Genomic DNA, 26,345 nt, shown 5'->3' with positions numbered 1-26,345 from the left:
CTTTTTTTTATTTTGTCATCTGCGCAATCTGCGCTTTCCACGGCTCAATATCGCCGATATTCGCTCTGACCCATTCTGCATTGTAATAGGTGTCCAGATAGCGCTCGCCGCTGTCGCACAGCAGGGTGACGATAGAACCGGTCCGGCCCTCTTCGCGCATCCGCACCGCCAGCTGTAACGCGCCCCACATATTGGTGCCCGTAGATGCGCCCACTTTGCGGCCCAGCTGCGTTTCCAGCCAGTGCGCCGTGGCAACGCTGGCCGCATCCGGCACGCGCAGCATCTCATCGACCACATCGGGAATGAAGGACGGCTCCACACGGGGGCGTCCAATCCCTTCGATTTTACTGCCCACCGGGCTGCGCAGGCTGGCGTCGCGGTGTTGCCAGTAGTCGAGGAATACCGAGTTCTGCGGATCCACGACCATCAGTTTGGTGTCGTAACCCTGGCAGCGAATATAGCGGCCAATGGTGGCGGACGTCCCGCCGGTCCCCGCACTCATCACGATGTACGACGGCTCCGGGTGCGGTTCATTGTTCATCTGGCGGAAAATGCTGTCGGCGATGTTGTTATTCCCGCGCCAGTCGGTTGCGCGTTCGGCGAAGGTAAACTGGTCCATATAATGGCCGTTCAGCTCGCGAGCGAGCATCTCCGAAGCGGCGTAGATTTCGCAGGCGCTCTCAACGAAGTGGCAGCGTCCGCCGTAAAACTCGATCTGCTCGATTTTGCGTTTCGCGGTGCAGGAGGGCATGACGGCGATAAACGGCAGGCCAAGCAGACGGGCGAAATAGGCCTCGGAGACGGCGGTTGAACCCGACGAGGATTCAATGATGGTGGTGCCTTCTTTGATCCAGCCGTTGCACAACCCGTACAGGAACAGGGAGCGCGCCAGACGGTGCTTCAGGCTGCCGGTCGGATGGGTGCTTTCATCTTTGAGGTACAGCTGAATGCCGGGAAAACCCGGCAGCGCCAGGCGGATGAGGTGCGTGTCCGCCGAGCGTTGATAGTCGGCATTGATTTCGCTGATCGCGTGTTTGACCCAGGTGCTATTCATCGTGTCTATCCGTTTGTCATTTTGTGCCCAGCATAGCGAAAAGCACAGAAAAAATTGTTGCTATCTGGCCTTTAAAATAGAATGTCAGGAGAAAATTATTCTCTGAGAGGTGGGGTATGTTAGATAAAATTGACCGCAAGCTGCTCTCCTTACTGCAAAAGGACTGCACCCTCTCTTTGCAGGCACTCGCCGATGCCGTTAATCTGACCACCACGCCGTGCTGGAAACGCCTTAAAAGACTGGAAGACGACGGGGTTTTGCTCGGGCGCGTGGCGCTGCTCGATCCCGAAAAACTGGGGCTTGGATTGACCGCGTTTGTTCTGATAAAAACGCAGCACCACAGCAGCGACTGGTACTGCCGGTTTGTCACCGAAGTCTCCGAGATGCCCGAAGTGCTTGGCTTCTGGCGCATGGCCGGGGAATACGACTATCTGATGCGCGTCCAGGTGGCGGACATGAAACGCTACGACGACTTCTACAAGCGGCTGGTGAACAGCGTGCCGGGTCTGTCGGACGTCACCTCCAGTTTCGCCATGGAACAGATTAAATACACCACAGCGTTACCCATTGAATAACTCAAACAATACCTTCAGGAATTGACCGCGTGCGATTATTTGCTCAGTTAAGCTGGTACTTCCGCCGGGAGTGGCGACGCTATCTCGGCGCAGTGGCCCTGCTTATTATCATTGCCATCCTCCAGCTGATCCCGCCGAAAGTGGTGGGCTATGTGGTGGACGGCGTCACGGAACAACATTACACCACCGCACGGGTGATGATGTGGGTAGGCACGCTGGTCCTGACCGCGGTGATTGTCTATCTGCTGCGCTACGTCTGGCGCGTGCTGCTGTTCGGAGCGTCCTATCAGCTCGCCGTCGAACTGCGCGAAGATTTTTACCGCCAGCTCAGCCGCCAGCATCCTGAATTCTACTTGCGCCACCGCACGGGCGATCTGATCGCGCGCGCCACCAACGACGTGGATCGCGTGGTGTTCGCCGCCGGGGAAGGGGTGTTAACTCTGGTCGATTCGCTGGTGATGGGCTGCGCGGTGCTGATCGTGATGTCGACGCAGATCAGCTGGCAGTTAACCCTGCTGGCGCTGCTGCCTATGCCGCTGATGGCGCTGGCGATCAACCGCTTTGGCGAGCAGCTGCACGAGCGTTTCAAGCTGGCTCAGGCGGCGTTCTCCTCCCTGAACGACAGAACCCAGGAGAGCATGACCAGTATCCGCATGATCAAAGCCTTCGGTCTGGAAGATCGCCAGTCGGCGCAGTTCGCCGCCGACGCCGCCGATACGGGAGCCAAAAACCTGCGCGTGGCGCGCATCGACGCGCGCTTCGACCCGACGATTTACATCGCCATTGGCACCGCCAACCTGCTCGCCATCGGCGGCGGGAGCTGGATGGTAGTCAATGGCTCCATGACTCTTGGGCAACTGACCAGTTTCGCCATGTACCTTGGGCTGATGATCTGGCCGATGCTGGCCCTGGCCTGGATGTTTAACATCGTCGAGCGCGGCAGCGCGGCGTACAGCCGTATTCGCTCGATGCTGGCGGAAGCGCCGGTGGTGAACGACGGCACCGAATCCGTGCCGGAAGGGCGCGGGGTGCTGAAGGTGGCGGTGACTGAATTTTCCTATCCGCAAACCGAGCGCCCGACGCTGGAAAACGTCAATTTTGAACTGCTTCCGGGGCAGATGCTCGGTATCTGCGGCCCGACGGGCGCGGGCAAGAGCACGGTACTGTCACTGATTCAGCGTCACTTTGATGTCACCAAAGGCGATATCCGTTTCCACGACATTCCCCTGACCCGCTTACAGCTGGACGCCTGGCGCAGCCGCCTGGCGGTGGTCAGCCAGACGCCGTTCCTGTTCTCCGATACGGTCGCCAATAACATCGCGCTGGGCCATCCGGCGGCGACGCAGGAAGAGATCGAGCACGTGGCGCGTCTGGCCAGCGTTCATGACGATATTCTGCGTCTGCCGCAGGGTTACGCCACCGAAGTGGGCGAGCGCGGCGTGATGCTCTCGGGCGGACAGAAACAGCGTATCTCCATTGCCCGCGCGCTGCTGCTCAACGCCGAAATTCTGATCCTTGACGACGCGCTCTCCGCCGTCGACGGGCGTACCGAGCACCAGATCCTGCACAACCTGCGCCAGTGGGGCGAGGGACGCACGGTCATTATCAGCGCCCACCGTCTGTCGGCCCTGACGGAAGCGAATGAAATTCTGGTGATGCAGCACGGGCATGTTGCCCAGCGCGGGCATCACGACCAGCTGGCGGAACAGTCCGGGTGGTATCGCGACATGTATCGCTATCAACAGCTGGAGGCGGCGCTGGATGACGCGCCGGACCTGAACGAGGAGGCCACCCATGCGTAAGTTTACCCAGCTGTGGCCGACCCTGAAACGCCTGCTGGCCTACGGTTCGCCGTGGCGCAAACCGCTGTCGATTGCGGTGGTGATGCTGTGGGTGGCGGCGATCGCAGAAGTCAGCGGCCCGCTGCTGATCAGCTATTTCATCGACAACATGGTGGCGAAAAGCTATCTTCCGCTCGGCCTGGTGGCCGGGCTGGGCGCGGCCTATGTCGGGCTTCAGCTACTGGCGGCGTCTCTGCATTACGCTCAGTCGCTGCTGTTTAACCAGGCGGCGGTCGGCGTGGTGCAGCAGCTGCGCACCGACGTGATGGATGCGGCCCTGCGTCAGCCGTTGAGCGAATTTGATACCCAGCCTGTCGGCCAGGTGATCTCTCGCGTCACCAACGATACGGAAGTGATCCGCGATCTGTACGTCACCGTGGTGGCGACGGTGCTGCGCAGTGCGGCGCTGGTCGGCGCGATGCTGGTGGCGATGTTCAGCCTCGACTGGCGGATGGCGCTGGTGGCGATCACCATTTTCCCGGCGGTGATGATCGTGATGATCATTTACCAGCGCTACAGCACGCCGATTGTGCGTCGGGTTCGCGGTTATCTGGCGGATATCAACGACGGCTTTAACGAAGTCATCAACGGCATGAGCGTTATCCAGCAGTTCCGCCAGCAGGCACGGTTTGGTGAACGCATGGGCGAGGCGAGCCGCTCGCACTATATGGCGCGCATGCAAACCCTGCGTCTGGATGGTTTCCTGCTGCGTCCGCTGCTGAGCCTGTTCTCGGCGCTGGTGCTGTGCGGTCTGCTGATGCTGTTTGGTTTCGGTTCGGGCGGCACGATGGAAGTGGGCGTGCTGTATGCGTTTATCAGCTACCTCGGGCGTCTGAACGAGCCGCTGATCGAACTGACGACCCAGCAGTCGATGCTGCAACAGGCGGTGGTCGCTGGTGAGCGCGTCTTCGAGCTGATGGACAGGCCGCGCCAGACCTACGGCAACGATGAGCGCGAACTGCAGAGCGGGTCAATCGCGATCGATCATGTCTCCTTTGCCTATCGCGAAGATCGCCTGGTGCTGCAGGATATTGATCTTGATATTCCGTCGCGCAGTTTTGTCGCCCTGGTCGGGCACACGGGGAGCGGGAAAAGTACTCTCGCCAGTCTGCTGATGGGTTACTACCCGCTGACGCAGGGTGAAATCCGCCTCGACGGGCGTCCGCTCTCGACGTTGAGCCACGGCGTGCTGCGCAAAGGGGTTGCGATGGTCCAGCAGGATCCTGTCGTCATGGCCGACTCCTTCTTTGCCAACGTCACGCTGGGCCGTCCGTTCAGCGAGGCGCAGGTCTGGGACGTGCTGGAGAAAGTCCAGCTCGCGGAACTGGCGCGTGAAATGAGCGACGGGATCTACACCAAACTCGGCGAGCAGGGGAACAATCTCTCCGTCGGGCAGAAGCAGCTGCTGGCGCTGGCGCGCGTTCTGATTGAAACGCCGCAGGTGCTGATCCTTGATGAAGCCACGGCCAGCATCGACTCCGGCACGGAGCAGGCCATCCAGCAGGCACTGGCGGAGGTGCGCGAGCACACGACGCTGGTAGTGATCGCTCACCGCCTGTCGACAATCGTCGAAGCCGATACCATCCTGGTGCTGCATCGCGGGCAGGCCGTCGAGCGCGGCACGCACCGTGAGCTGCTGGAAGCGAAAGGTCGCTACTGGCAGATGTATCAGCTGCAGCTGGCCGGGGAAGAGCTGGCCGCCAGTACGCGCGAAGAAGAGTCTCTTAGCGCCTGATGCACCAAAATACCGCAAGCCGCTAACAGGGATTTCTGTTGGTGCAAAAATGAAACGCACCCTGCACTGTCATGGTGCGTTTTTTTTATCCATTTCTGCGCAATCGCCATTTTCTGCCTTTCCCGCCTGATTTCCCGCCGGTTTTAAACTCTGGCACATCCCTTGCAATACCTCTGTTGTAAACGCGGGCCATTATGAATTCTGACTGGAGAGGAACTATGAAGCTGGTTACGGTTGTCATTAAACCATTCAAACTCGAAGACGTTCGTGAAGCACTGTCTTCAATGGGGATTCAGGGACTGACGGTTACCGAAGTCAAAGGCTTTGGACGTCAGAAGGGCCATGCGGAGCTGTATCGCGGGGCCGAATACAGCGTCAACTTCCTGCCGAAAGTGAAGATTGATGTGGCTATCGCTGACGACCAGCTCGACGAGGTGATCGATGTCGTGAGCAAAGCGGCTTACACCGGAAAAATTGGCGACGGCAAAATTTTCGTTGCCGAATTGCAGCGCGTCATTCGCATCCGTACGGGCGAATCTGACGAAGCGGCACTGTAAGTAACTCCTGGCACACAGTGATAGGGATCGAGAAAATGAAGACATCAACAATCAAAACAGCTCTGGGGTCTCTGGCACTGCTGCCGGGCCTGGCGATGGCGGCTCCTGCGGTGGCCGACAAAGCAGACAACGCCTTTATGATGATCTGCACCGCGCTGGTGCTGTTCATGACCATTCCGGGCATCGCGCTGTTTTACGGCGGCCTGATCCGCGGTAAGAACGTGCTGTCCATGCTGACGCAGGTCGCGGTGACCTTCGCGCTGGTGTGCGTCCTGTGGGTGGTGTATGGCTACTCGCTGGCCTTCGGCGAGGGCAACGCCTTCTTCGGCAACTTTAACTGGGCGATGCTGAAAAATATTCAGCTGACCGCACTGATGGGCAGCTTCTATCAGTACATTCACGTCGCGTTCCAGGGCTCGTTCGCCTGTATCACCGTCGGTCTGATTGTCGGTGCGCTGGCAGAACGTATTCGCTTCTCCGCGGTGCTGATTTTTGTGGTGGTGTGGCTGACGCTCTCCTATGTGCCCATCGCGCACATGGTCTGGGGCGGTGGTCTGCTGGCGTCACACGGCGCGCTGGACTTCGCGGGCGGTACTGTGGTGCACATTAACGCGGCTGTCGCGGGCCTGGTCGGGGCATACCTGATTGGCAAACGCGTGGGCTTTGGTAAAGAGGCGTTCAAACCGCACAACCTGCCGATGGTCTTCACCGGTACGGCAATCCTTTACTTTGGCTGGTTCGGCTTCAACGCTGGTTCCGCGAGTGCCGCTAACGAAATCGCAGCGCTGGCCTTTGTGAACACCGTGGTGGCAACCGCTGGCGCAATCCTCTCCTGGGTGTTTGGTGAGTGGGTGGTGCGCGGTAAGCCTTCTCTGCTGGGTGCCTGTTCCGGCGCGATTGCCGGTCTGGTTGGCATCACCCCGGCGTGCGGTTACGTCGGTGTGGGCGGCGCGCTGCTGATTGGTCTCGTCTCCGGTCTCGCGGGTCTGTGGGGCGTCACGGCGCTGAAACGTATTCTGCGCGTGGATGACCCTTGCGATGTGTTCGGTGTCCACGGCGTGTGCGGGATCGTAGGCTGCATCATGACCGGTATCTTTGCGGCCACGTCGCTCGGCGGTGTGGGCTACGCAGAAGGCGTGACCATGGGTCATCAGCTGCTGGTTCAGCTGGAAAGCATCGGCCTCACCATCGTCTGGTCGGGTGTCGTGGCCTTCATCGGCTACAAACTGGCTGACCTGACCGTGGGCCTGCGCGTACCGGAAGAGCAGGAGCGCGAAGGTCTGGATGTGAACAGCCACGGCGAGAATGCGTATAACGCCTAAGGTAAAAGCAAAACGGCAACGAGAGTTGCCGTTTTTAGTGTTTTCTCCCTCTCCCAGTTGGAGAGGGCATCAGACCGCACAAATCACCCCCGATTGCGCATCACCCCTTCCTGCACCGTCGACGCCACCAATACGCCATCCTGAGTATAAAACTCCCCGCGCACAAACCCGCGCGCACTCGACGCCGAGGTGCTTTCCACGCTGTACAGCAGCCACTCGTTCATGTCGAACGGACGGTGGAACCACATGGAATGATCGATGGTCGCGACCTGCATCCCTTTTTCAAGGAAGCCGACGCCGTGCGGCTGCAGCGCCACCGGCAGGAAGTTGAAATCGGACGCGTAGCCCAGCAAATACTGATGGACGCGAAGATCCTGCGGCATCGTACCGTTGGCACGGATCCACACCTGACGTTTTGGCTCGGCGATGTGACCCTTCATCGGGTTATGGAACTCGACCGGGCGGATCTCCAGCGGCTTATCGCAGAGGAATTTTTCTTTCACCTGCGGCGGCAACAGATGCGCCAGCGCGCGGGCGATATCGGTTTCAGATTTCAGATCGTCCGGTGCCGGGGCTGGCGGCATCGTTTTTTGATGCTCATACCCGCTTTCCGGTGCCTGGAACGAGGCCGTCATATAAAAAATCGGCTTACCGTTCTGAATGGCCGCGACGCGACGGGCGCTAAAGCTGTTGCCGTCGCGCAGTACTTCGACGTCATAGATAATCGGTTTCGCGCTGTCGCCAGGGCGTAAGAAATAGCTGTGAAACGAATGCACCAGACGGTCTGCGGGCACGGTCTCTTTGGCGGCATACAGCGCCTGGCCGACCACCTGACCGCCGAAAACCTGGCGTAAGCCGAGGTCTTCGCTCTGTCCGCGGAAGAGTCCTTCTTCAATTTTTTCCAGATTCAGTAATGTCAGCAGATTGTTCAGTGCTTGACTCATAGTCGTCCTCAATAAAGCGCCACAGCGAAAGATAGAGTCATTATAACGTAAAAAGGAAAGTGGTCCGATGGGTGCAATAATCTGAATAATCGGTGGAATCCAGGCATATATAAGTGATTTGTGCCACACTTAGTCACGTTATGTTTTTGTTAACGACCCCCTGGCGGGATCGATCCCGCTGGTGCATTGATGATAAGGAGAACTCAATGAAACTCGTGCACATGTTAAGTGGTTTAGCGGTAGCCGTTGCTCTGTCTGCCTGCGCGGATAAAAGTGCAGATATCCAGACGCCAGCGCCAAACCCAAATGCAGCTGGGGCGACGACACAGCCAACCATGCAGCAACCTAACGTTTCCGGTACCGTTTGGATCCGCCAGAAAGTGGCCCTGCCGCCGGATGCGGTGTTAACCGTGACGCTGTCTGATGCCTCACTGGCGGATGCGCCGTCTAAAGTACTGTCGCAGAAAGCGGTCCGTACCGAAGGGAAACAGTCACCGTTCAGCTTCGTGCTGCCGTTTAACCCGGCAGATATCCAGCCTAAGGCGCGCATCTTGCTGAGTGCGGCGATTACCGTGAATGACAAACTGGTGTTTATCACCGATACGGTACAGCCGGTGATCAACGAAGGTGGGACCAAAGCCGATCTGACGCTGGTTCCGGTACAGCAGACTGCCGTGCCGATGCAGCAGGGCGGTGGTGCCGCGACGACGGTTCCGTCAACCTCACCAACGCAGGTTAACCCGTCTTCTGCCGTTCCGGCTCCAACAAAATACTAAGCCTGACCTTTGCCCTCTCCTCACCGGGGAGGGCAGTTAATAAATCCAGCGATACTTCTGCATATCAATCTTGCCCTTTCCCGATACCTGAACGCCTTCTGAGAGTAATGCCTGCCGCTGACGCTGCAAGTCCGGGCCCGTCAGAGAAATCTCGCCATGACGATTCACCACCCGATACCACGGCAGGGTACTGCCTTCCGGCAGACGTTTCAGCACGCCGCCCACCTGTCGCGCCGCGCGCGGAGAACCCGCCAGCCGGGCCACATCGCCGTAGGTGGTGACATAGCCTTCCGGAATCGAGGCGATAATCTGCCACACCCGCTGGGGGAAAGAGTCGTGTTCATCCATGGGAGAACTCCTGTTGAAGAGATCGCGATTGAACGTTAAGGAACATGCGCGGGAATGTCGGGTCTAAAAGGAGAGGTATAATACCTGATTATTTTCACGGTTTGCGCAATAAACCAGCATCCGGTCGCGGTTAACTTGCAATTGCGATCCTGTGCAGTGATAATGCGCCAGCGCGTTGGGTAACAGCCAACGCTCTCAATGGGGGCTCTGTTGGTTCTCCCGCAACACTACTCTGTTTACCAGGTCAGATCCGGAAGGAAGCAGCCAAGGCAGATGACGTGTGTGCCGGGATGTAGCTGGCAGGGCCCCCACCCATTTCTGCCTCCCTGAAAAATTCTCTCCCTCAAAAAAATATTATCCCTGAATTTAAAAGGGATATGTAATATATCCTTCATTGCACTGAAATAATATTGTCATAAACCTGTAATAATAGACTGGCAAATTAATGTCGGGGTGTTTTTATTCGGTCATAAGCAAAAAATATATCAGTGGATTGCATCCCTAACTTCGTGTATTAAATAAATAACTTATTCCGAAGGGAAGTCACAAACATGGCAACTGCAGTCTTAAACGTAAAAATTGATGAAGCGCTAAAAGAAAGACTTCGCCATTATGCTGAAGTGAATAATGAGAATTTAAGCGTCACGACAGAAAAACTGCTGCTGCTGGCGTTTGAAGCAGCAGAAGAGGCGGGAGTATCGGAAGAGGATATTGATAATCAGCATACGGAAGAAGAGAGTGTTTCTCCTTTTACTCCTAAAGAAATCAAAGCTCTACGCAAACTTCTGAAGAAGAGAAAATGAAACAACAACTGTCTACCGCCAATGACTACAAAGAGGCCTGCGACCTGCTGCGTTCAGGCTATGTGAAACACGTACGTCTTGGCTGGAATGTAGGAAGTGATGAGTTCTTTCGCATAGCGTCTGACTGGTGTGATACGGGCGCAAAAATAAAGAAAGAAGGAGAAAATTTCGTTATTTCTCTGAAAGGTTTCCCGATCCCTCCTCAGCACTGATGACAAACCTGTGAAAACTGCTGACTGCAATGTTGCAGCCAGCAGTTTTTATTTCTCACCCGGTTATATAACGCCGCGTTTTAAAAAACTGTCGCTTTTATTCAATGTGGTCCATAAGGGTTTAATTCGCAGCAGCGCATTTTCCAGCTCTGCCGAATCCATTGAGAAAGGCATCCGCAGATAGCGGTCAAAGGCCCCTGAAAGACCAAATCGCGTTCCGGTTCCCAGATGAATCCCCAGCGTCTCCGCTCGTGCGCCAAACTGTGTGGCGACCCTGCCCGGCAGCTCCACCCAATACGACAGTCCCCCTTGTGGCTCATGAAAACGCCATTCAGGAAAATGCTCGCGCATTAACGCGCCGCAGCGGTCGCGGCGTTCCGTCAGCATCTGTCTTCTTGCGGGCAGAAACGCGTCTGAGTGTTCAATCAACCACAGCGTCGCCAGCTGTTCCAGCATCGGCGAGCCCAAATCGAGGGTATCGCGCGTCTGGGCAAGCGTCGCAATGGTGCGCGATGAGGCGCGGATCCACCCCAGCCGCAGGCCACCCCAAAAGCTTTTCCCCGCCGAACCGAGGGTAATAATGTTGGCCTGCGGGTTAAACGCCGCCAGCGGCGGGGGCGGCGGGGCATCAAACCACAGATCGACCATGGTTTCGTCCACCACCAGCGTAGTACGAGTTTGCGCGGCGATATCAGCGATGATCTGGCGGGTGGCAACGTCCATGCAGCGTCCGGTCGGATTATGAAAATCTGGCATCAGATAGGCCAGACGCGGCGCGGTTTGCGCCAGCGTGGCGGCAAATCCGTCCGTGTCCCAGCCCGATTCCGGGAGCGCCACGCCGACGGGGCGGCAGGACGCGCCCTGGATCGCCGCAATCGCCAGCGGGTAAGTGGGATGATCTACCACCACCCGATCGCCCGGTCCGGTCAACATCCGCAGCACTAGCGCCAGCCCGCTGACCGCGCCGTTGACCACCATGATTTCATCGGCCCGCGTCGGCAGCCCGCGCGAGCAGTAGCGTGCGGCGATGGTTTCACGCAGCTCCGGCAAGCCCAACTGGTCATAACCCGTCTGCGAGAGATGCTGGGTCATGGCGGTGAGCGCGTGGGTGTAGGCCTGGTGAATTTCCGGCCCGGCGCTGAGGGCGGCGGTTGAGAGATCCAGCGCTACGCTTGCCGCCGCCCGCGTCGGGACGGCATGGCTGTCCGGGAGAATAATGCGCGAACCGCTGCCGTGGCGACTCTCCAGATACCCGGCGTCGCGCAGATGCGCCAGCGCGCTGCTGACGGTCGTGCGACTCACCGTAAGCGCTGCCGCCAGCTCACGTTCGCCGGGCAGACGCGTATCCAGGGCCAGCCGTCCATCAAGGATCAGCAGGCGCAGCGCGTCCGCCAGCTGACGCCAGAGCGGAGTGCGGGAAGAGGGCTGTTGCCAGTGGCCTAACAGGCGCACCAGAGACTGACTACCGAAACGACGTGATGACATATGCAGTCCACTATTTGAAAACTGGACATTAATCATAGAGCCATTTTCCGCCAGGATGAAAGCATAACCTGCTGGAGAAAAATAATGCTGCGTCGCTTACTGCAACTTTACGTCGGACTGGGATTTTACGGCCTTTCTACCGCGATGTTCGTCCGCGCCGATCTCGGTGCTGACCCGTGGAACGTGTTTCACCTGGGCGTCGCCCGCCTGCTGGCGATGGACATCGGCACGGTGATGATTTTGACCGGCGCAGCCGTGCTGCTGTTCTGGATCCCCCTGCGCCAGCGTCCGGGGCTGGGCACCATCAGTAACGTGATTGTCATTGGTCTGGCCGCCGATGCATCGCTGTCGCTGCTGCCTGAGATGAGCTCGCTGGTGGCGCGCAGTGCGCTGCTGATCTCCGCCGTGGTGGTGAACGCCCTGGCGACCGGAATGTACATTGGCGCCGGCTTTGGCTCCGGCCCGCGCGACGGCCTGATGACCGGGATCAACGCCCGCACCGGCTGGTCGGTGCGCAGCGTGCGTACCGCGATTGAAGTGTCCGTCCTGCTGATTGGCTGCGTGCTCGGCGGCACCTTCGGCGTGGGAACCGTGCTCTACGCCCTCGCCATCGGGCCACTGATCCAGATCTGCCTGCCGTGGTTTCGTCAGAAGCCACAGGTGATACTCGCGCCAGAGCCGGAGCGAATTGTTTAATTTGCGAAGCGCTCACATGCTTTAACAGCCGCGCTGTGCCAGAATACCGGCATCTTCCGTTGCGATACTGAAAGCATGAAAGCCATCACTCTCTATGACGTTGCCCGCCTGGCGGGCGTTTCCTATCAGACCGTCTCCCGCGTGATTAACGATGCGGAGCACGTCTCCGCCCGCACCCGGGAAAAGGTGCAGCAGGCGATGGCGGAACTGCACTACGTCCCCAACCGTGGCGCACAGCAGCTCGCCGGGAAACGCACCCGCACGCTGGGGCTGATCACCACCGACCTGGCGCTGCATGCGCCGTCGCAAATTGCCTCGGCGGTGAAATCCCGCGCGGGCGAGTGCGGAGCCAGCGTGCTGATTTCGATGGTGGAGCATCCCGAACGCTGTCAGGCGGCCCTGCAAGAACTGCTGGCCCAGCGCGTGGAAGGGTTGCTGGTCAACGTTCCGCTCGACGATCCGCAAGCTGAGCACATTCGTCAGCTGGCCGCGCCGGTGCCGGTTTTATTCTTTGATGTCTCCCCCGAAGCGAAAGTGCATCGTCTGGCGTTTGATGCGGAGCAGGGCGCGACGCTCGGCGCGGAGCATCTGCTTTCGCTCGGGCACCGGCGGATAGCCTTGCTCAGCGGGCCAGAAAGCTCGGTCTCGTCGCGCGCGCGTCTCGCGGGCTGGCAGGCGCGGCTGGCGCAGGACAATCTTGTGCCGTGCGCGATTGCTCATGGCGACTGGAGCGCGGCATCCGGGTATGAAAAAGGCCATCAGCTGCTGGCGGGTAGCACGCTTCCTGATGCCATTCTGGTGGCGAACGATCAGATGGCGCTCGGCGTGATGCGCGCCTGCGCGGAAAAAGGAGTGGCGGTTCCGGGGCAGATTTCGGTCGTGGGGTTTGATGATACGGCCGACAGCGCCTGGTTCTCTCCGCCGCTGACCACCGTCCGCCAGGCCTTTCGTGTTGCCGGAGAGCGCAGCGTCGAGTGGCTGCTGTCGGGATCAACGGATGCACTCTGGCAAACGCAGCTCCCGGTCACGCTGGTGGAGCGCCACTCCAGCGCCCGTCACGCCCCGCAGCAGGCCGACCGCGAAGCGCTGGCCCGGCAGCTGAAATCCCTGGCGCTGATGGCCGAGCAGCTGGCCCGGCAATAATCCTTTTGTGATCTGGCTCGCTTTGCCGCCGTCAGATCCTTTACCGGATCTTCCCTCCAGGGCATTGTGACTAAAATTGTGAGCGCTTCGCAAAAGAGGTCATTATGTCTGTCGCATCCCCACACTCTGTGAAATCTGTTTTAGCTCGTCGCGACTGGGAAAACCCCGGCGTCACCCAATGGCACCGTCTGCCTGCCCACGCGCCGTTTCATAGCTGGCGCGATGAAAATCAGGCCCGCGAGGAGGAGGGTCCTTCGCACAAGAAAGTGCTGAACGGCGACTGGCAGTTCCGCTTTTTCAGCGCGCCGGAGCAGGTTCCCGAGAGCTGGATAACCCAGGAGTGTTCGGATGCGGTCGTTACGCCTGTGCCATCCAACTGGCAGATGCAGGGCTTCGATACGCCGATCTACACCAACGTCACCTACCCGATTATGGTTAACCCGCCGTTTGTGCCAGCCGAGAACCCAACGGGTTGTTACTCGCTCACATTTGAGGTGGATGACCAGTGGCTGGAGAGCGGGCAGACGCGCATTGTTTTTGATGGCGTGAACTCGGCGTTTTATCTCTGGTGTAACGGGGAGTGGATCGGGTATTCCCAGGACAGCCGCCTGCCTGCGGAGTTTGATCTCACCGCGGTGCTGAAGCCGGGCAGTAACCGTCTGGCGGTGCTGGTACTGCGCTGGTGCGACGGCAGCTATCTCGAAGATCAGGATATGTGGCGCATGAGCGGGATTTTCCGCGACGTGTCGCTTCAGCATAAACCCGCCACGCACATCGCCGATTACCACTACGTCACCGAGCTGAATGCGGATTACGATCGTGCAAAATTGCAGGTGGAAGTGGCCCTTGGCGGCGAGGCGTTTGCCGAGTGCGAAGTGGCGCTGACACTCTGGCAGGGCGACGAATCGATCGCCACCGCGACGGCTCGTCCGGGCTCGGCGGTGGTGGACGAACGCGGCAACTGGGCTGAACGGTTAAACGTCACACTTGCGGTCGAGCGCCCGGCGCTGTGGAGTGCCGAAACACCCACGCTTTACCGTTTAACCCTCGTCCTGCGCGACGGGAAGGGAAACCTGCTGGAAGCGGAAGCCTGCGACGTTGGGTTCCGTCGCGTCGAAATCAGCAACGGCCTGCTGAAAGTGAACGGTCAGCCGCTACTGATCCGCGGGGTGAATCGTCACGAGCATCATCCGGAAAACGGGCAGGTGATGGACGAAGCCACCATGCGCCGCGATATCGAGCTGATGAAGCAGCATAACTTTAACGCCGTGCGCTGCTCGCACTACCCGAACCATCCCCTGTGGTATCGCCTGTGCGACCGTTACGGCCTGTACGTGGTGGACGAGGCGAATATCGAAACCCACGGCATGGTGCCGATGAGCCGTCTGGCGGACGATCCGCGCTGGCTGCCCGCCATGAGCGAGCGCGTGACGCGTATGGTGCAGCGCGATCGCAATCATCCGTCGATCATTATCTGGTCGCTCGGCAACGAGTCCGGCCACGGGGCGAACCACGATGCGCTTTATCGCTGGATCAAAACCACCGATCCGACGCGCCCCGTGCAGTACGAAGGCGGCGGGGCCAACACGGCGGCGACGGATATCGTCTGCCCGATGTACGCCCGCGTCGATCAGGATCAGCCGTTCCCGGCGGTGCCTAAATGGTCGATTAAAAAGTGGATCGGCATGCCGGACGAAACGCGCCCGCTGATCCTCTGCGAGTACGCCCACGCGATGGGCAACAGCTTCGGCGGGTTTGCCAAATACTGGCAGGCGTTCCGCAGCCATCCGCGTCTGCAGGGCGGGTTCGTCTGGGACTGGGTCGATCAGGCGCTGACCAAAAAAGACGACCACGGCCAGCCATTCTGGGCCTACGGCGGTGATTTTGGCGATACACCCAACGATCGCCAGTTCTGCCTGAACGGGCTAGTGTTCCCGGACCGCACGCCGCATCCGGCGCTGTTTGAAGCCCAGCGCGCGCAGCAGTTTTTCACCTTTACGCTGGTGAGCACTTCGCCGCTGGTGGTGGAGGTCCACAGCGATTACCTGTTCCGCCACAGCGACAACGAATCTCTGCGCTGGAATATCCTGCGCGACGGCGAGGCGCTGGCGAGTGGCGAGGTAGTGCTGTCGATTGCGCCGCAGGGCTCGCAGCGTATCGAGATCGCCCTGCCGGAAATCACCGCCGCTCCGGGGGAAGTCTGGCTGAATCTCGACGTCTTCCAGACGGCGGCCACCCGTTGGTCGCCAGCCTATCATCGCTGCGCCTGGGATCAGTTCCCGCTGCCTGCGCCGCTCTACGTGGCAACGCCAGTTGTCGGCCCGGCGAAACCGGCGCTGACCGTCAAAGAGGCGGTTCTGGAAGTGACCCATCAGGGGCAGAGCTGGCAGTTCGATCGAACCAGCGGGGATCTCGACCAGTGGTGGAATAACGGCACAGCAACGCTGCGCTCGCCGCTGACCGACAACTTTACCCGCGCGCCGCTCGATAACGACATCGGCGTCAGCGAGGCGACGCGCATCGATCCGAACGCGTGGGTGGAACGCTGGAAAGCGGCGGGCATGTATAGCCTGACGCCGCGGCTGCTGCACTGCGAAGGCGAGCAGCGCACACACGAAGTCGCCATCACCACGCGTCATGCCTGGGAATTCAACGGCAAAACCCTGTTCCTGAGCCACAAGGTCTGGACTATCGACAGTCACGGCGCGCTGCACGGCGATGTGCAGATTCAGGTGGCGAGCGATATTCCGGAGCCTGCGCGTATCGGCCTGAGCTGCCAGCTGGCAGACGCGCCTGATTCCGCGAGCTGGCTTGGTCTCGGGCCGGATGAGAACTACCCGGACAGAAAACTGGCCGCGCGCCAGGGCCGCTGGACGCTGCCGCTCGATGCGCTGCATACGCCGTACATCTTCCCGACGGAAAACGGCCTGCGCTGCGACACCCGCGAGCTGGCGTTTGGCACACACCTGCTGCAGGGGCAGTTTCACTTCTCCCTCAGCCGCTACGGTCAGCAGCAGCTGCGCGACACCACCCATCATCACCTGCTGGAAGCGGAGCCGGGCTGCTGGCTGAGTATCGACGCCTTCCATATGGGCGTCGGCGGCGATGATTCGTGGAGCCCGAGCGTGTCGCCGGAGTTTATCCTGCCTCATCGCGCTCTGCGTTACGCGTTTAGCTGGCGACAGGACTAAACTTAACCTCGTTATATGCGGTCACACCGGTGGCCGCATCATCACTTCGGAGGTTTGACTCATGAAGTATGTCGATGGTTTTGTGGTCGCTGTTCCCGCGGAAAATAAGGAGGCTTATCGCGAGATGGCAGCAAAAGCGGCCCCGTTGTTCAAAGAGTTTGGTGCGTTACGGATCGTGGAGTGCTGGGCTGACGATGTCCCGGACGGGAAGCAGACCGATTTTCGCATGGCGGTGAAAGCCGAAGAGGGCGAAGAGGTGGTCTTTAGCTGGATTGAATATCCCTCGAAAGCCGTTCGCGATGAGGCGAATAAAAAGCTGATGTCCGACCCGCGCATGAAAGAGTTCGGCGAGTCGATGCCCTTTGACGGCAAACGGATGATCTACGGCGGGTTCGCGCCGCTGCTGGACGAGTAATCGCTGCGCCCGGCGAGACTGGCCGGGCTTTTACTCGGGATCGAGATTGTTTTCCGCCCACATGATGAATTCCACTTTTGGCATCGCTTTACTGTAGAGCCACCCCTGGCCGTACTGCACGCCGTGACGGCGCAGCCACTCCAGCTGTCCTTCCGTTTCAATCCCTTCGGCGACCATCGCCATCTTCAGTGACTTCGCCATCTCGATAATGTGCGGGGTCACGTTTTTGTACTCCAGCGCATCGACGAAGGACTTGTCGATTTTGAGGGTGTCCACGTCCAGATCCTGCAAATAGCTGAGGCTCGAATAACCTGTACCAAAGTCGTCGATATAGACCGGATGGCCGGAACGGCGCAGGCTGGCCACGGCCGGGGCGCTGATTTTCGGGTCGGCAAAGCCGCGTTCGGTCAGTTCCAGCGCGATCTGCTGCGGTTTGATTTGCCACTGGTTCAGGAGACGGCTCAGCAGCGACGGCAGTTCGCCGCAGAACAGATCCGCAGGCGAGAGGTTGATGGAGATATGCTGATCCGGATAGTGGCGCAGCCATTCCCCCATGTCTTCAAACACTTTCTCGATCACCAGCCGGGTGAGGCGGGTGGTGAGCCCGGTCTGCTCGGCCAGTGGGATAAAGATGTTCGGCGACAGCATGCTGCCGTCCGGCTGCGGCCAGCGCACGAGGGCTTCGGCCCCGGTGATTTTGCCGGTATCCAGCGCCACAATCGGCTGATAGTGCACCACCAGCTCGCGGGCGTTGATGGCATCCAGCAGGCGATAGCGCGGGGATTGCAGGCGGCGCAACACGCGCATGATAAACGCGGCGGCCACAATGCTGATTAACGCGCCAAAGGGCAGCCAGAACAGCAGCTGCTGGTGCCAGCTCTCTTTTAACGGGACAAGAGAAGCCCAGGCGACCACGGCATAGCGCAGCTCCGGAACATCCTTCACCACGTACATGGAACCCTTGTGCTGAAGTTGCGTGAGATGCTGGCCATGGAGTTGACTCCAGACGTCCTGATTCAGTGGGTTACTGCTGGCGAAAACCACTCCGCTGTCCTCACCGACCAGAGCCGCTTCAATCGGCCAGGAGCCAAAGGGGATCACATCAATAAGGGAGGCCGGGTCGATCACCACCATGTAGTGACCCTTTCCCAGCACCAGCATAAACCGCTTAAAGCCCAGATCGTTTTGTTGCGTCAGCCAGGCGCTGTAGCCGTCGACGGTGACGCGTGCCGGTGGCGGGAAGCGGGCGGCGTTGCTGACCTGCTCGAGGGACGAGCAGACGGGTTTTTGGTCATCGACATACATCACTTCCTGCACGTAGCGCAGGGAGTACGCCACCCGGCGCATCTGCAGCAGATGTTCGTGGCTGCAGGGGACATCCTGAAATTCGTTGAGCTGGTTGAGGGCTGTTTTACCCTGGCCCACCACGCGCTCTGCGCGGATCAGCACGCGCTCGGAGTAGCGGTCAAGGGCGGCGACAAAGGTATCTTCCGCCTGGCGATGGGCCAGCCAGACGCTCAGGCAGATGGGGATCAGCACGGCAATGATCAGAACACCGGTCACCAGGCTGACCAGTTGGCGAGTTGTCATGCTTGGGTTTCCTTTCTGATCCGCTGATTTAGATTACCGCCGAATAATAATCTTATAGTATGCGGCAGAGTTTGATTTCATTCAGGTAAGGCCAATGAAAAAAAAAGAGTTTGTGACGCAAGACCTGCTGAGCAAAATTTACCAGGATACGACTCCCGGACCCCGAAAATTGTCTCCGGAAAGGCAGCTCGCCGAGGAGTACGGCGTGTCGCGCTTCACCATTCGTCAGGCGCTGGAAAAGCTGGTCAGCATCGGGGTGGTGCGGATTGTGCAGGGTTCGGGGATCTGGATCAACGAGCAAGCGCGTAATAATCCTCTGGTTTATAACTCGATCACCGAGAAACGCTTCGATCAGATCCGATACCGGATGATCAGCCTGCATAAAACGCGGCCCGATCGCGCGGCGCAGCAGATTTTTGGCATCGACGAGGAGAGCTTTATTTGGCATTTTTGCCGCCTGCGCTACGTGGATGACGCGCCGGTACAGCTTGAAGTGTCCAGCATGCCGGTGGCGGATTTTCCCGATCTCAATCAGCAGGCGATTGAACGCTCCATCCAGCAGTACGTTCTGAGCAAAGGTTTCACCATTTCTCACATGCTGACCACCTATCGCGCGGTAAGCGTCAGCCGTGAACAGGCGGTGATGCTGGGCTGCAAGAAGGGCAGCCCGGCGATGCACATCAACAACCGCGGCATTCTGGACGGGGGGCGCGTGTTTGAGGTGAGCGATATTATCGACATCAACTACACCTGCACCTACGTCATCCCCTGGAACCGCGACAACTTAGCCTGGCGGCAGAATCAGGGCGTGTGAATCGCGCCATCGGGCAGGCGGCTTTGCGTCCACTCGTGCGGGCGATAGACCACCGGATGGGCCAGCGCCAGCTCCTCAACGAAGCCCACGCCGATTCCCGCTGCCTCTGGCGGATAGACAAATCCCTCTTTCGCGACGGGGGCGCCCGGGAAAACCGCGTCCGTGGTGGCGGATCGGGGAATAAATTCCTGAATCGCCGCATTGTGCAGATGAATATTCAGATGGGTATTCACCGCCACGCCGATTGGGGTCATGTCGCCCGGTCCGTGCCACGCCAGACGCACACCAAAAGCCTGACACAGATGCGCCAGCTTGATGGCCGGGGTGATGCCGCCGATTTGCGAGACGTGGCAGCGGATGAAGTCGATGCGGCGATTGACGATCAGGTCGTGCCATTCCGCCGGGTTATTGAACAGCTCGCCCAACGCCAGCGGGACGCAGCTTTGCTGGCGGATCTGCTCCAGCCAGGCGGTTTGCTGTGGCGGTAAAATATCTTCGATGAAATAGGGCTGGAACGGCTCAAGCTGTTTCGCCAGCTGAACGGCCTGCTGGGGGAACAGTCGTTCGTGAACGTCGTGGAGAATATGCAGCTTCCAGCCGTATTTTTCCCGCAGCGCGCGGAACATCTCGACGGTATTCGCCATGTACTCCTGCTGATCGAACCAGGCGCCGGGCGTCGGGTTCTCCGGAGCGTGTAACGCCGACGGCGTGCCGCCGTAGAAGCCGAGCTGACAGCGAATATGGCGATAGCCCTGGGCCAGCAGTTTATCCACCGAAGCGAACAGCTCTTCCAGCGTTTCGCCGCTGGCGTGGCTGTAGGCGGGGATGGCATCACGGGATTTGCCGCCGAGCAGCTGATAGAGCGGCATGCCCGCCAGCTGGCCTTTGATATCCCACAGCGCCATATCGACCCCCGAAATCGCGTTGTTCATCAGCGGGCCGTTACGCCAGTAGGCGTTGACGTTCATCATCTGCCACAGATCTTCGATGTTGTTCGCATCGCGCCCGATGAGCAGCGGCTTCAGGTACTCATCCACCAGGGTTTTGACCGCCAGCGGGCGCTGCTGAAAGGTGGCGCAGCCGTGCCCGGTGACGCCTTTGTCGGTGGTCACGCGCACCGTCACCAGATTATGCCGGTCCGGTCGGGTAATAAAACATTCGATATTTTTAATCATCACAGGCGTCACGAAATAACTCCTTGGGGGCTCTGTGGGAATAGGTTATGGGGAATATCATCACCCTAAAAATGTTGACGGGTAAACCGTTTTTTTGACTATTTATTTTGGTCAGGTATTTAACGGTAAAGTAATTAAAAACCAGACCAATTTTAGATTTTCACAGGGTTTGTCTCTTTTTAAATAGCTAACTGTGAGCGATATCAAATTTTATTGGTTTGTTTTGTTGTGAGGGTTTAATTATCCTCGTGGCAACATTAAAACGACAACAACACCCGGCAGGAGTTTTTATGGGGACGCAAGAAGCCATCAATAATATTATTCGTCTGGTCGGCGGCCAGGGGAATATCAATAAAGTCTGGCACTGCATGACGCGCCTGCGCTTTGATCTGATTGACGATAATAAAGTGGATCAAACGGAGATTAAAAAACTGCCCGGCGTGCTGGGCGCGCAGCTGCAAAGCGATCAGTTTCAGGTGATTATCGGGCCGAAGGTGAACAGCTGGTACGAGCAAATGCTGAACGTACTGGGAAATCACGAGGAGGCGGCTCCGGCGGCGACCAAAGGGCGTAAGAGTCTGGTATCGCTGTTTATGGATACGGTCTCGGGTGTGTTTGGCCCAATCGTACCGGCGATTGCCGGGGCGGGGATGATCAAAGGGCTGCTGGCCGGGCTTATCGCCCTGAAAGTGGTTTCGGCGAAAAGCGACACGGTGATGGTGATCGATCTTATCGCCAGCGGCGTGTTCTACTTCCTGCCGTTTTTCCTCGCGGTGTCGGCGGCGAAGATCTTCAAAACTAACGAATATCTGGCGGCAGCCGTCGCGGCCTGCCTGATGTATCCGACGCTGATCGAGGCGGCGAAAGCGCTGGCGACTCATCAGGAGGGCGCAGTCAGCGCCATCTGGCTGCTGGATGTGATCCCGGTGTCGGTCTTTAACTACGCCTCCAGCGTCATTCCGGTGATCTTCTCCATTCTGGCGCTGAGTTACATTCACCGCTGGGTGGACAGCATCATGCCCGACGTGCTGAAAACGGTCTTTACCCCGACGCTGACGCTGTTCCTCGGCGCGCTGGCGGCGCTGGTGGTGATCGGGCCGATTGGCATTTGGCTGGGTAAAGGGCTGGCGCTGTTTATCGAAGGGCTGTTTGGCGTATCGGCGAGTTTTGCCGGGCTGGTGGTCGGCGCGATTCGTCCGGTGGCGATCCTCACCGGGATGCACCACGCGATGACGCCGATTGCGCTGCAAAACTTTAGCGATCGCGGGTACGACATGCTGATGCCGATGATGTTTATGGCCAACATGGCGATTGCCGGGGCGACCTTTGCGATCTGGCGTTTGAGCCGCGATCGCCAGGAGAGAACGGTCACTCTGTCAGCGGCGATCTCTGCCCTGCTCGGGATCACGGAACCGGCGCTGTTTGGGGTTCTCACACGCTACAAAAAAGCGTTCATCGCGGCGACGATCGCCAGCTCGCTGGCCTCGGCGTTCATTGCCTTCTTCGGCGTGCGTCTTTATGGCTACATCCTGTCGAGTATTTTCAGTCTGCCTGCCTATATCGGTCCGTACTTTGTCTTTGCCCTGGCGGGGGTGGTGATGGCGCTGGTGCTGTCGTTTGTCCTCACAACCATGCTGGTGGGAAAAGAACAGGCGCATGAAAAGTAAGCGAAACCCTCGCCTCGTGGCGGGGGTTGTTTTTTGTTCTGGACTCGGATACGATTCTGTTATGTTATAACAAAACATGATGAGTTGACCATGAAAGCAGATATCCATCCGTACTACCGCACCGTCGTTTTTCACGACACCAGTGCCAACGAATATTTTAAAGTAGGCTCGACGATTAAGACCGATCGCGAAATCGAACTCGACGGCGAGACGTTCCCGTACATCACCATCGAGGTCTCGTCGAAATCGCATCCCTATTACACCGGTAAGCAGAAAACCTTCTCGACCGAAGGCAGCGCGGCCCGTTTCCGTCAGCGTTTTGGCGGTTTCATTAATGCGAAGCGAGGTTAATCATGCAGGTACTTAACTCGCTGCGCAGTGCCAAACAGCGCCACCCGGACTGTCAGATTGTGAAACGCAAAGGCCGCCTGTACGTGATCTGCAAATCTAACCCGCGCTTTAAAGCGGTGCAGGGACGTAAGAAAAGACGTTAACTGAACTCCTTTCGCCAATTTTCCAGGGATCTTAACTGCTTGCCGTCGGCGCTGAAATTGTCGGCGGCAAGCCAGTTCTGGAAGGCGCGATCCAGGGCTTTCCACTCCGTATCAATAATTGAAAACCAGTCGGTGTCGCGGTTGTGGCCTTTGACCACCAGTGCCTGACGAAAACGCCCTTCATACTGGAACCCTAAACGCAGCGCCGCCCGGCGCGACGGCTCATTCAGGCTGTTACATTTCCACTCAAAGCGACGATAGCCCAGCGCATCAAACACGTAGCGCATCAGCAGATACTGCGCCTCCGTGGACATCGGCGTGCGGCTCAGCAGCGGGGAAAAATGCACATGGCCCACCTCAATCACGCCATTTTTCGGGTCGATACGCATCAGCGCCAGCGTGCCGACGGGGGCGTTGGTGCGATTGTCGATCACCGTGAAATGCATCGGATCGGCGAGCTCGCAAACGCTCTCGACCCAGGCGGTAAACGCTTCTGCGTTCGCATCCGGTTCGCGCAGCAGCCACGTCCAGCTCCGGGTATCTTCCGCCAGCTGGTAGGCGGCAAACAGCGCGGCGGCGTGCTCCGGGCGTAACGGCGTCAGCGAGCAATAGTGCCCCTTAAGTTCCACGCGCTCCGGATGCTGTCGCGGCTGCCAGTCGAGTAGTTCCTCGCCCACGGGCTGCCCAAACTGATTGAATTGGTTCATGTTGATTCTCGTTGGCTTAAGTAGAAGCTCAGAGTAAGGAAATTGTGGTCCTGCAAAAAGGTCCACCTGAGTGTGTTATGGTGGTACCACGGAGGACGAGATGAACATACCAGGCGATGACTTTTACGCATTAATCACTCAGGCGCTGCAAAGCCGTGGGTCCGGGACGCTCCAGCGCTCGCTGTATCGCACCTTGCGCGAGGCGATTTTGAGCGGCAGATTGCAGGCCGATAGTCGCCTGCCGGGCTCGCGGCTGATCGCCTCCCAGCTGGCGGTTTCCCGCAATACGGTCAACGCCGCGCTGGAACAGCTGACGCTCGAAGGCTATTTGCTTCGCAGTCGCCAGGGGACGCGGGTGGCGCATCTGGGGCATCGCGCGACCGGGCAGTCGCCGCCCGCACTGGATGTGACGCTCGCCAGCCGGATGGCCTCTCTTCCCGCACCGACACCGCGCGGGACTCCGGTTCCCGCGTTCACGCCCGGGACACCGGCGATTAACTATTTCCCGCTGCCGCTCTGGCGACGACTGTACGATCGCGTGCTGCGGGAAGAGGGCAGCGCGCTGCTGGGGTACGGATCGCCGGCGGGGGAGTTATCTTTGCGCGAGGCGATTGCGCGGCATCTTGCCCTGTCGCGCGGGATTCAGTGCGATGCCAGCCAGATTGTGATCACCGAAGGGGCGCTGGAAGGGGTGAGCCTCTGCACGCAGCTGTTGAGCGAGGCGGGGGATATCGCCTGGACCGAAGATCCGGGTTATGCCGGGGCGAAAAGCGTGTTTGCCAAATCGGGCCTGACGATGGTCGGGATGCCGGTCGATGAAGAGGGTATGCGCCTGGAGACGCAGGAGCTCTCGCCGAAACTGATCTTTACCTCACCCTCGCACCAGTTCCCCTATGGAAGCGTGCTGAGCATTAACCGTCGCCTGGCGCTGCTGGAGTTTGCCCGTCAGCATAACGCGTGGATTATCGAAGATGATTACGACAGCGAGTTTCGCTACAGCGGCGAGCTGGTTCCGGCAATGATGGGCATGCAGGATAACCCGCCGGTGGTCTATCTGGGGACCTTCAGCAAAACGCTGTTTCCGTCACTGCGCACAGGATTTATGGTGCTGCCGAAGGCGCTGGCCCACGCCGCACATCCGGCGATTGGTTCGCTGCTGCGCGGCGGGCATCGGGCTGAGCAGCGGACGCTGGCGCTGTTTATCGAAGAGGGGCATTACGCGCGACATCTGGCGGCGATGCGTCGGCTGTATCGCAAGCGTTACCGACAATTACGCGAGGCGCTGGCCGCAGAACTGCACACTCCGCACCGGGTGTTGGCCGGCGAGGGCGGGATGCATCTGACCGTTGCTATTGATGGCGTGGATGATACGGCGATTGTGCAGCAGGCAAAACAGTATCAGCTGGCTCCGGCTGCCCTGAGCGGCTATTACCTGGATACGCAGTGGGGGCAAACCGGTCTGGTGCTGGGATACGGGAATACGTCGGCGTCGCAATTTGCGCCTGGGATCAGGCGCTTGCAGAGACTGATTACGCAGTGGCAGGACGAGAAAGGGTAAACACGTCGTAGAACGACAGTTCGCCTTTGGTGGAGATCATCTTCTGCAGTTTGGCTTTTTGCGCTTCTTCCACGTTCGGCGAATGCAAAATATTGCTGATCAGTTCCGACGGCACATAGCGCGTGTTGTACCATTCGCCGTTGTAGCAGACGCGGAAGTCCAGCACGTCGATATCTTCGTAGCGATAGCGAGGATTAATGTCGAAGAAGAAAAAGGCGTTGAAGACGATGAATAACACCACCAGCAGCCAGACCGAGTCGATCAGCGTTTCAGACAGCAGCATGACGACCAGCGTCGCCAGCAGCGCGGCATACATCGCTAAAAACAGGCCAGGGTGTTTACGGATAAAGCTGATGCTAAAGCGCGGGCGATTGTCGCGCTTTTCGCGGGAGTTCAGATCGTCGATGGTTTCAGTAAGCAGGCGCTGTATCTCTGTCATTTATAACCTTCATGAATTTTGCAAAATACAGGGGATCTGCCCATTTTAGGGGAGCGGCGGAGGTGAAAGAAGTAACAGTTATGGGCATAAAAACCATAACAGTTACCGATTTCAGGCTTAAAGCGTTTTGATGATCTTAGCCGGGTTTCCGCCGACGACGACGTTCGCCGGAACGTCTTTCGTGACCACAGCACCGGACGCCACAACCACGTTATCACCGATAGTTACGCCGGGATTAATGACCGCGCGGCCACCAATCCAGACATTATGACCGATAGTCACCGGTTTACCCAATTCAACGCCGCTATTGCGTTCCGTCGCATCGAGCGGATGGGTGGCGGTATAAATATGCACGCCTGGCGCCAGCATACAATTATCACCGATATGAATCGGGCAGACGTCCAGCATCACGCAGTCGAAATTCGCGTAGAACGCTTTGCCGAGGAAAATGTTATAGCCGTAATCGCAGCGAAAACTTGGCTCGATATACGCGCCTTCGGCCTGGCCGAGGAGTTCAGTCAGCAGCGTACTGCGTTCTGCTTTGGCATCGGGGCCGGTGTGGTTGTAGCGGTGAACCAGATGGCGAGCGCGCAGGCGATCTGCCCGCAATGTTTCGTCAGAGGGGCGATATAGCTCACCGGCAATCATCTTTTGTTTTTCTTCACTCATGGGACACCTCACTGGAATACTCTTTGCGCCATAGCGTAAAGAACCTCACCGTGAAAGGGAACGTTCCCATTGGGCTGATGTGATGATAGTCACAACATTGTTGCCGACGTGCACATTTAGAACGATGGGTCTGTC

Annotated in this window: 26 protein-coding genes and 1 other RNA gene; 18 read left to right on the top strand and 9 right to left on the bottom strand. The window is 58.5% G+C overall.

Annotation, left to right across the window (positions count from 1 at the left end; genetic code table 11):
• Positions 1–7: 7 nt before the first annotated feature.
• Positions 8–1,054 carry a PLP-dependent cysteine synthase family protein gene (locus QQF33_RS17285; protein ID WP_282492615.1) on the bottom strand — a complete coding sequence of 349 codons (1,047 nt, stop codon included), beginning with the start codon at positions 1,052–1,054 and terminating at the stop codon, positions 8–10.
• A 116-nt stretch (positions 1,055–1,170) separates the two neighbouring features.
• On the opposite strand from QQF33_RS17285, the gene QQF33_RS17280 reads away from it, so the two are divergent.
• From QQF33_RS17280 to amtB, 5 genes are all read left to right on the top strand, one after another.
• On the top strand, positions 1,171–1,629 hold the full coding sequence (locus QQF33_RS17280; RefSeq protein WP_012016320.1) for an Lrp/AsnC family transcriptional regulator: 459 nt from the start codon (positions 1,171–1,173) through the stop codon (positions 1,627–1,629).
• Between the two features lie 29 nt (positions 1,630–1,658).
• Positions 1,659–3,431: a SmdA family multidrug ABC transporter permease/ATP-binding protein gene (locus tag QQF33_RS17275; protein ID WP_285158303.1), complete on the top strand. Its 1,773-nt coding sequence runs from the start codon at positions 1,659–1,661 to the stop codon at positions 3,429–3,431.
• Positions 3,424–5,205, top strand: a complete 1,782-nt coding sequence (locus tag QQF33_RS17270) for a SmdB family multidrug efflux ABC transporter permease/ATP-binding protein (RefSeq protein ID WP_285145201.1) — start codon at positions 3,424–3,426, stop codon at positions 5,203–5,205. Before QQF33_RS17275 ends, QQF33_RS17270 begins: the two co-directional genes overlap by 8 nt.
• 218 nt (positions 5,206–5,423) lie before the next feature.
• The gene (gene glnK / locus QQF33_RS17265) at positions 5,424–5,762 is read left to right on the top strand and encodes a P-II family nitrogen regulator (RefSeq protein WP_006809867.1); all 339 of its coding nucleotides are present in this window, start codon (positions 5,424–5,426) and stop codon (positions 5,760–5,762) included.
• Positions 5,763–5,797: 35 nt separating this feature from the next.
• Positions 5,798–7,084, top strand: a complete 1,287-nt coding sequence (gene amtB / locus QQF33_RS17260) for an ammonium transporter AmtB (protein WP_285145199.1) — start codon at positions 5,798–5,800, stop codon at positions 7,082–7,084.
• A gap of 83 nt (positions 7,085–7,167) precedes the next feature.
• Here the strand turns inward: amtB and tesB are convergent, their stop codons facing one another.
• The gene (gene tesB / locus QQF33_RS17255; RefSeq protein WP_282492611.1) at positions 7,168–8,028 is read right to left on the bottom strand and encodes an acyl-CoA thioesterase II; all 861 of its coding nucleotides are present in this window, start codon (positions 8,026–8,028) and stop codon (positions 7,168–7,170) included.
• 206 nt (positions 8,029–8,234) lie between these two features.
• Here tesB and QQF33_RS17250 point away from each other — a divergent pair, with 206 nt between their 5' ends.
• Positions 8,235–8,804, top strand: coding sequence for a YbaY family lipoprotein (locus tag QQF33_RS17250; protein WP_282492610.1), 570 nt, complete (start codon positions 8,235–8,237; stop codon positions 8,802–8,804).
• A 36-nt stretch (positions 8,805–8,840) separates the two neighbouring features.
• On the opposite strand, the gene QQF33_RS17245 is transcribed toward QQF33_RS17250, so the two are convergent.
• On the bottom strand, positions 8,841–9,152 hold the full coding sequence (locus QQF33_RS17245) for an MGMT family protein (RefSeq protein ID WP_285158302.1): 312 nt from the start codon (positions 9,150–9,152) through the stop codon (positions 8,841–8,843).
• 208 nt (positions 9,153–9,360) lie between these two features.
• Between QQF33_RS17245 and ffs the strand changes: the two genes are divergently transcribed.
• The 3 genes from ffs to QQF33_RS17230 all read left to right on the top strand — a co-directional run bounded on the left by ffs (position 9,361) and on the right by QQF33_RS17230 (position 10,167).
• An RNA gene (gene ffs, locus QQF33_RS17240) (signal recognition particle sRNA small type) lies at positions 9,361–9,457 on the top strand.
• A gap of 246 nt (positions 9,458–9,703) precedes the next feature.
• Positions 9,704–9,955: a hypothetical protein gene (locus tag QQF33_RS17235; RefSeq protein ID WP_014830890.1), complete on the top strand. Its 252-nt coding sequence runs from the start codon at positions 9,704–9,706 to the stop codon at positions 9,953–9,955.
• Entirely contained in the window at positions 9,952–10,167 is a 216-nt protein-coding gene (locus QQF33_RS17230; RefSeq protein ID WP_014069144.1) for a hypothetical protein, read from the top strand. Before QQF33_RS17235 ends, QQF33_RS17230 begins: the two co-directional genes overlap by 4 nt.
• Before the next feature lie 63 nt (positions 10,168–10,230).
• Here the strand turns inward: QQF33_RS17230 and yczR are convergent, their stop codons facing one another.
• Complete coding sequence (yczR, locus tag QQF33_RS17225) at positions 10,231–11,652, bottom strand: MocR-like transcription factor YczR (protein WP_285158301.1); 1,422 nt, start codon at positions 11,650–11,652, stop codon at positions 10,231–10,233.
• An 84-nt stretch (positions 11,653–11,736) separates the two neighbouring features.
• Between yczR and yczE the strand changes: the two genes are divergently transcribed.
• The 4 genes from yczE to QQF33_RS17205 all read left to right on the top strand — a co-directional run bounded on the left by yczE (position 11,737) and on the right by QQF33_RS17205 (position 17,097).
• Complete coding sequence (gene yczE / locus QQF33_RS17220; protein WP_285145195.1) at positions 11,737–12,348, top strand: membrane protein YczE; 612 nt, start codon at positions 11,737–11,739, stop codon at positions 12,346–12,348.
• A gap of 75 nt (positions 12,349–12,423) precedes the next feature.
• Complete coding sequence (locus QQF33_RS17215) at positions 12,424–13,491, top strand: LacI family DNA-binding transcriptional regulator (protein ID WP_285158300.1); 1,068 nt, start codon at positions 12,424–12,426, stop codon at positions 13,489–13,491.
• A gap of 104 nt (positions 13,492–13,595) precedes the next feature.
• Positions 13,596–16,682, top strand: a complete 3,087-nt coding sequence (locus tag QQF33_RS17210; RefSeq protein ID WP_285158299.1) for a beta-galactosidase — start codon at positions 13,596–13,598, stop codon at positions 16,680–16,682.
• A 61-nt stretch (positions 16,683–16,743) separates the two neighbouring features.
• Positions 16,744–17,097 (top strand): DUF1428 domain-containing protein, encoded by a 354-nt coding sequence (locus QQF33_RS17205; RefSeq protein WP_282492604.1) that lies wholly within the window; start codon positions 16,744–16,746, stop codon positions 17,095–17,097.
• A 30-nt stretch (positions 17,098–17,127) separates the two neighbouring features.
• Here QQF33_RS17205 and QQF33_RS17200 read toward each other — a convergent pair whose 3' ends face one another.
• On the bottom strand, positions 17,128–18,687 hold the full coding sequence (locus tag QQF33_RS17200; RefSeq protein WP_285153367.1) for an EAL domain-containing protein: 1,560 nt from the start codon (positions 18,685–18,687) through the stop codon (positions 17,128–17,130).
• Positions 18,688–18,781: 94 nt separating this feature from the next.
• On the opposite strand from QQF33_RS17200, the gene QQF33_RS17195 reads away from it, so the two are divergent.
• Positions 18,782–19,501: a GntR family transcriptional regulator gene (locus QQF33_RS17195; protein ID WP_282492602.1), complete on the top strand. Its 720-nt coding sequence runs from the start codon at positions 18,782–18,784 to the stop codon at positions 19,499–19,501.
• Here the strand turns inward: QQF33_RS17195 and QQF33_RS17190 are convergent.
• Positions 19,489–20,688 carry an enolase C-terminal domain-like protein gene (locus QQF33_RS17190; RefSeq protein ID WP_285158298.1) on the bottom strand — a complete coding sequence of 400 codons (1,200 nt, stop codon included), beginning with the start codon at positions 20,686–20,688 and terminating at the stop codon, positions 19,489–19,491. The two genes, QQF33_RS17195 and QQF33_RS17190, sit on opposite strands and share 13 nt — an antisense overlap.
• 278 nt (positions 20,689–20,966) lie before the next feature.
• Here QQF33_RS17190 and QQF33_RS17185 point away from each other — a divergent pair, with 278 nt between their 5' ends.
• From QQF33_RS17185 to ykgO, 3 genes are all read left to right on the top strand, one after another.
• Positions 20,967–22,343 carry a PTS transporter subunit EIIC gene (locus QQF33_RS17185; protein ID WP_285158297.1) on the top strand — a complete coding sequence of 459 codons (1,377 nt, stop codon included), beginning with the start codon at positions 20,967–20,969 and terminating at the stop codon, positions 22,341–22,343.
• A gap of 90 nt (positions 22,344–22,433) precedes the next feature.
• Positions 22,434–22,694 carry a type B 50S ribosomal protein L31 gene (locus QQF33_RS17180; protein WP_095281030.1) on the top strand — a complete coding sequence of 87 codons (261 nt, stop codon included), beginning with the start codon at positions 22,434–22,436 and terminating at the stop codon, positions 22,692–22,694.
• 2 nt (positions 22,695–22,696) lie between these two features.
• Complete coding sequence (gene ykgO / locus QQF33_RS17175; RefSeq protein WP_003859006.1) at positions 22,697–22,837, top strand: type B 50S ribosomal protein L36; 141 nt, start codon at positions 22,697–22,699, stop codon at positions 22,835–22,837.
• On the opposite strand, the gene QQF33_RS17170 is transcribed toward ykgO, so the two are convergent.
• Positions 22,834–23,544, bottom strand: a complete 711-nt coding sequence (locus QQF33_RS17170; protein ID WP_285150546.1) for a GNAT family N-acetyltransferase — start codon at positions 23,542–23,544, stop codon at positions 22,834–22,836. The genes ykgO and QQF33_RS17170 overlap by 4 nt on opposite strands.
• A gap of 100 nt (positions 23,545–23,644) precedes the next feature.
• Between QQF33_RS17170 and pdxR the strand changes: the two genes are divergently transcribed.
• Entirely contained in the window at positions 23,645–25,102 is a 1,458-nt protein-coding gene (gene pdxR / locus QQF33_RS17165; protein ID WP_285158296.1) for a MocR-like pyridoxine biosynthesis transcription factor PdxR, read from the top strand.
• Here the strand turns inward: pdxR and QQF33_RS17160 are convergent.
• A complete protein-coding gene (locus QQF33_RS17160) occupies positions 25,074–25,541 on the bottom strand; it encodes a YlaC family protein (RefSeq protein WP_285158295.1) in 468 nt (155 codons plus the stop codon). The genes pdxR and QQF33_RS17160 overlap by 29 nt on opposite strands.
• A 117-nt stretch (positions 25,542–25,658) precedes the next feature.
• Positions 25,659–26,210: a maltose O-acetyltransferase gene (gene maa, locus QQF33_RS17155; RefSeq protein ID WP_282492596.1), complete on the bottom strand. Its 552-nt coding sequence runs from the start codon at positions 26,208–26,210 to the stop codon at positions 25,659–25,661.
• Positions 26,211–26,345 lie beyond the last annotated feature (135 nt).

It is taken from the genome of Lelliottia wanjuensis (assembly GCF_030238365.1).
In the GTDB taxonomy this organism is placed as follows: domain Bacteria; phylum Pseudomonadota; class Gammaproteobacteria; order Enterobacterales; family Enterobacteriaceae; genus Enterobacter; species Enterobacter wanjuensis.
The sequence above is the reverse complement of the archived record's forward strand: the minus strand, read 5'-3'. Positions and strand labels throughout refer to the sequence as shown.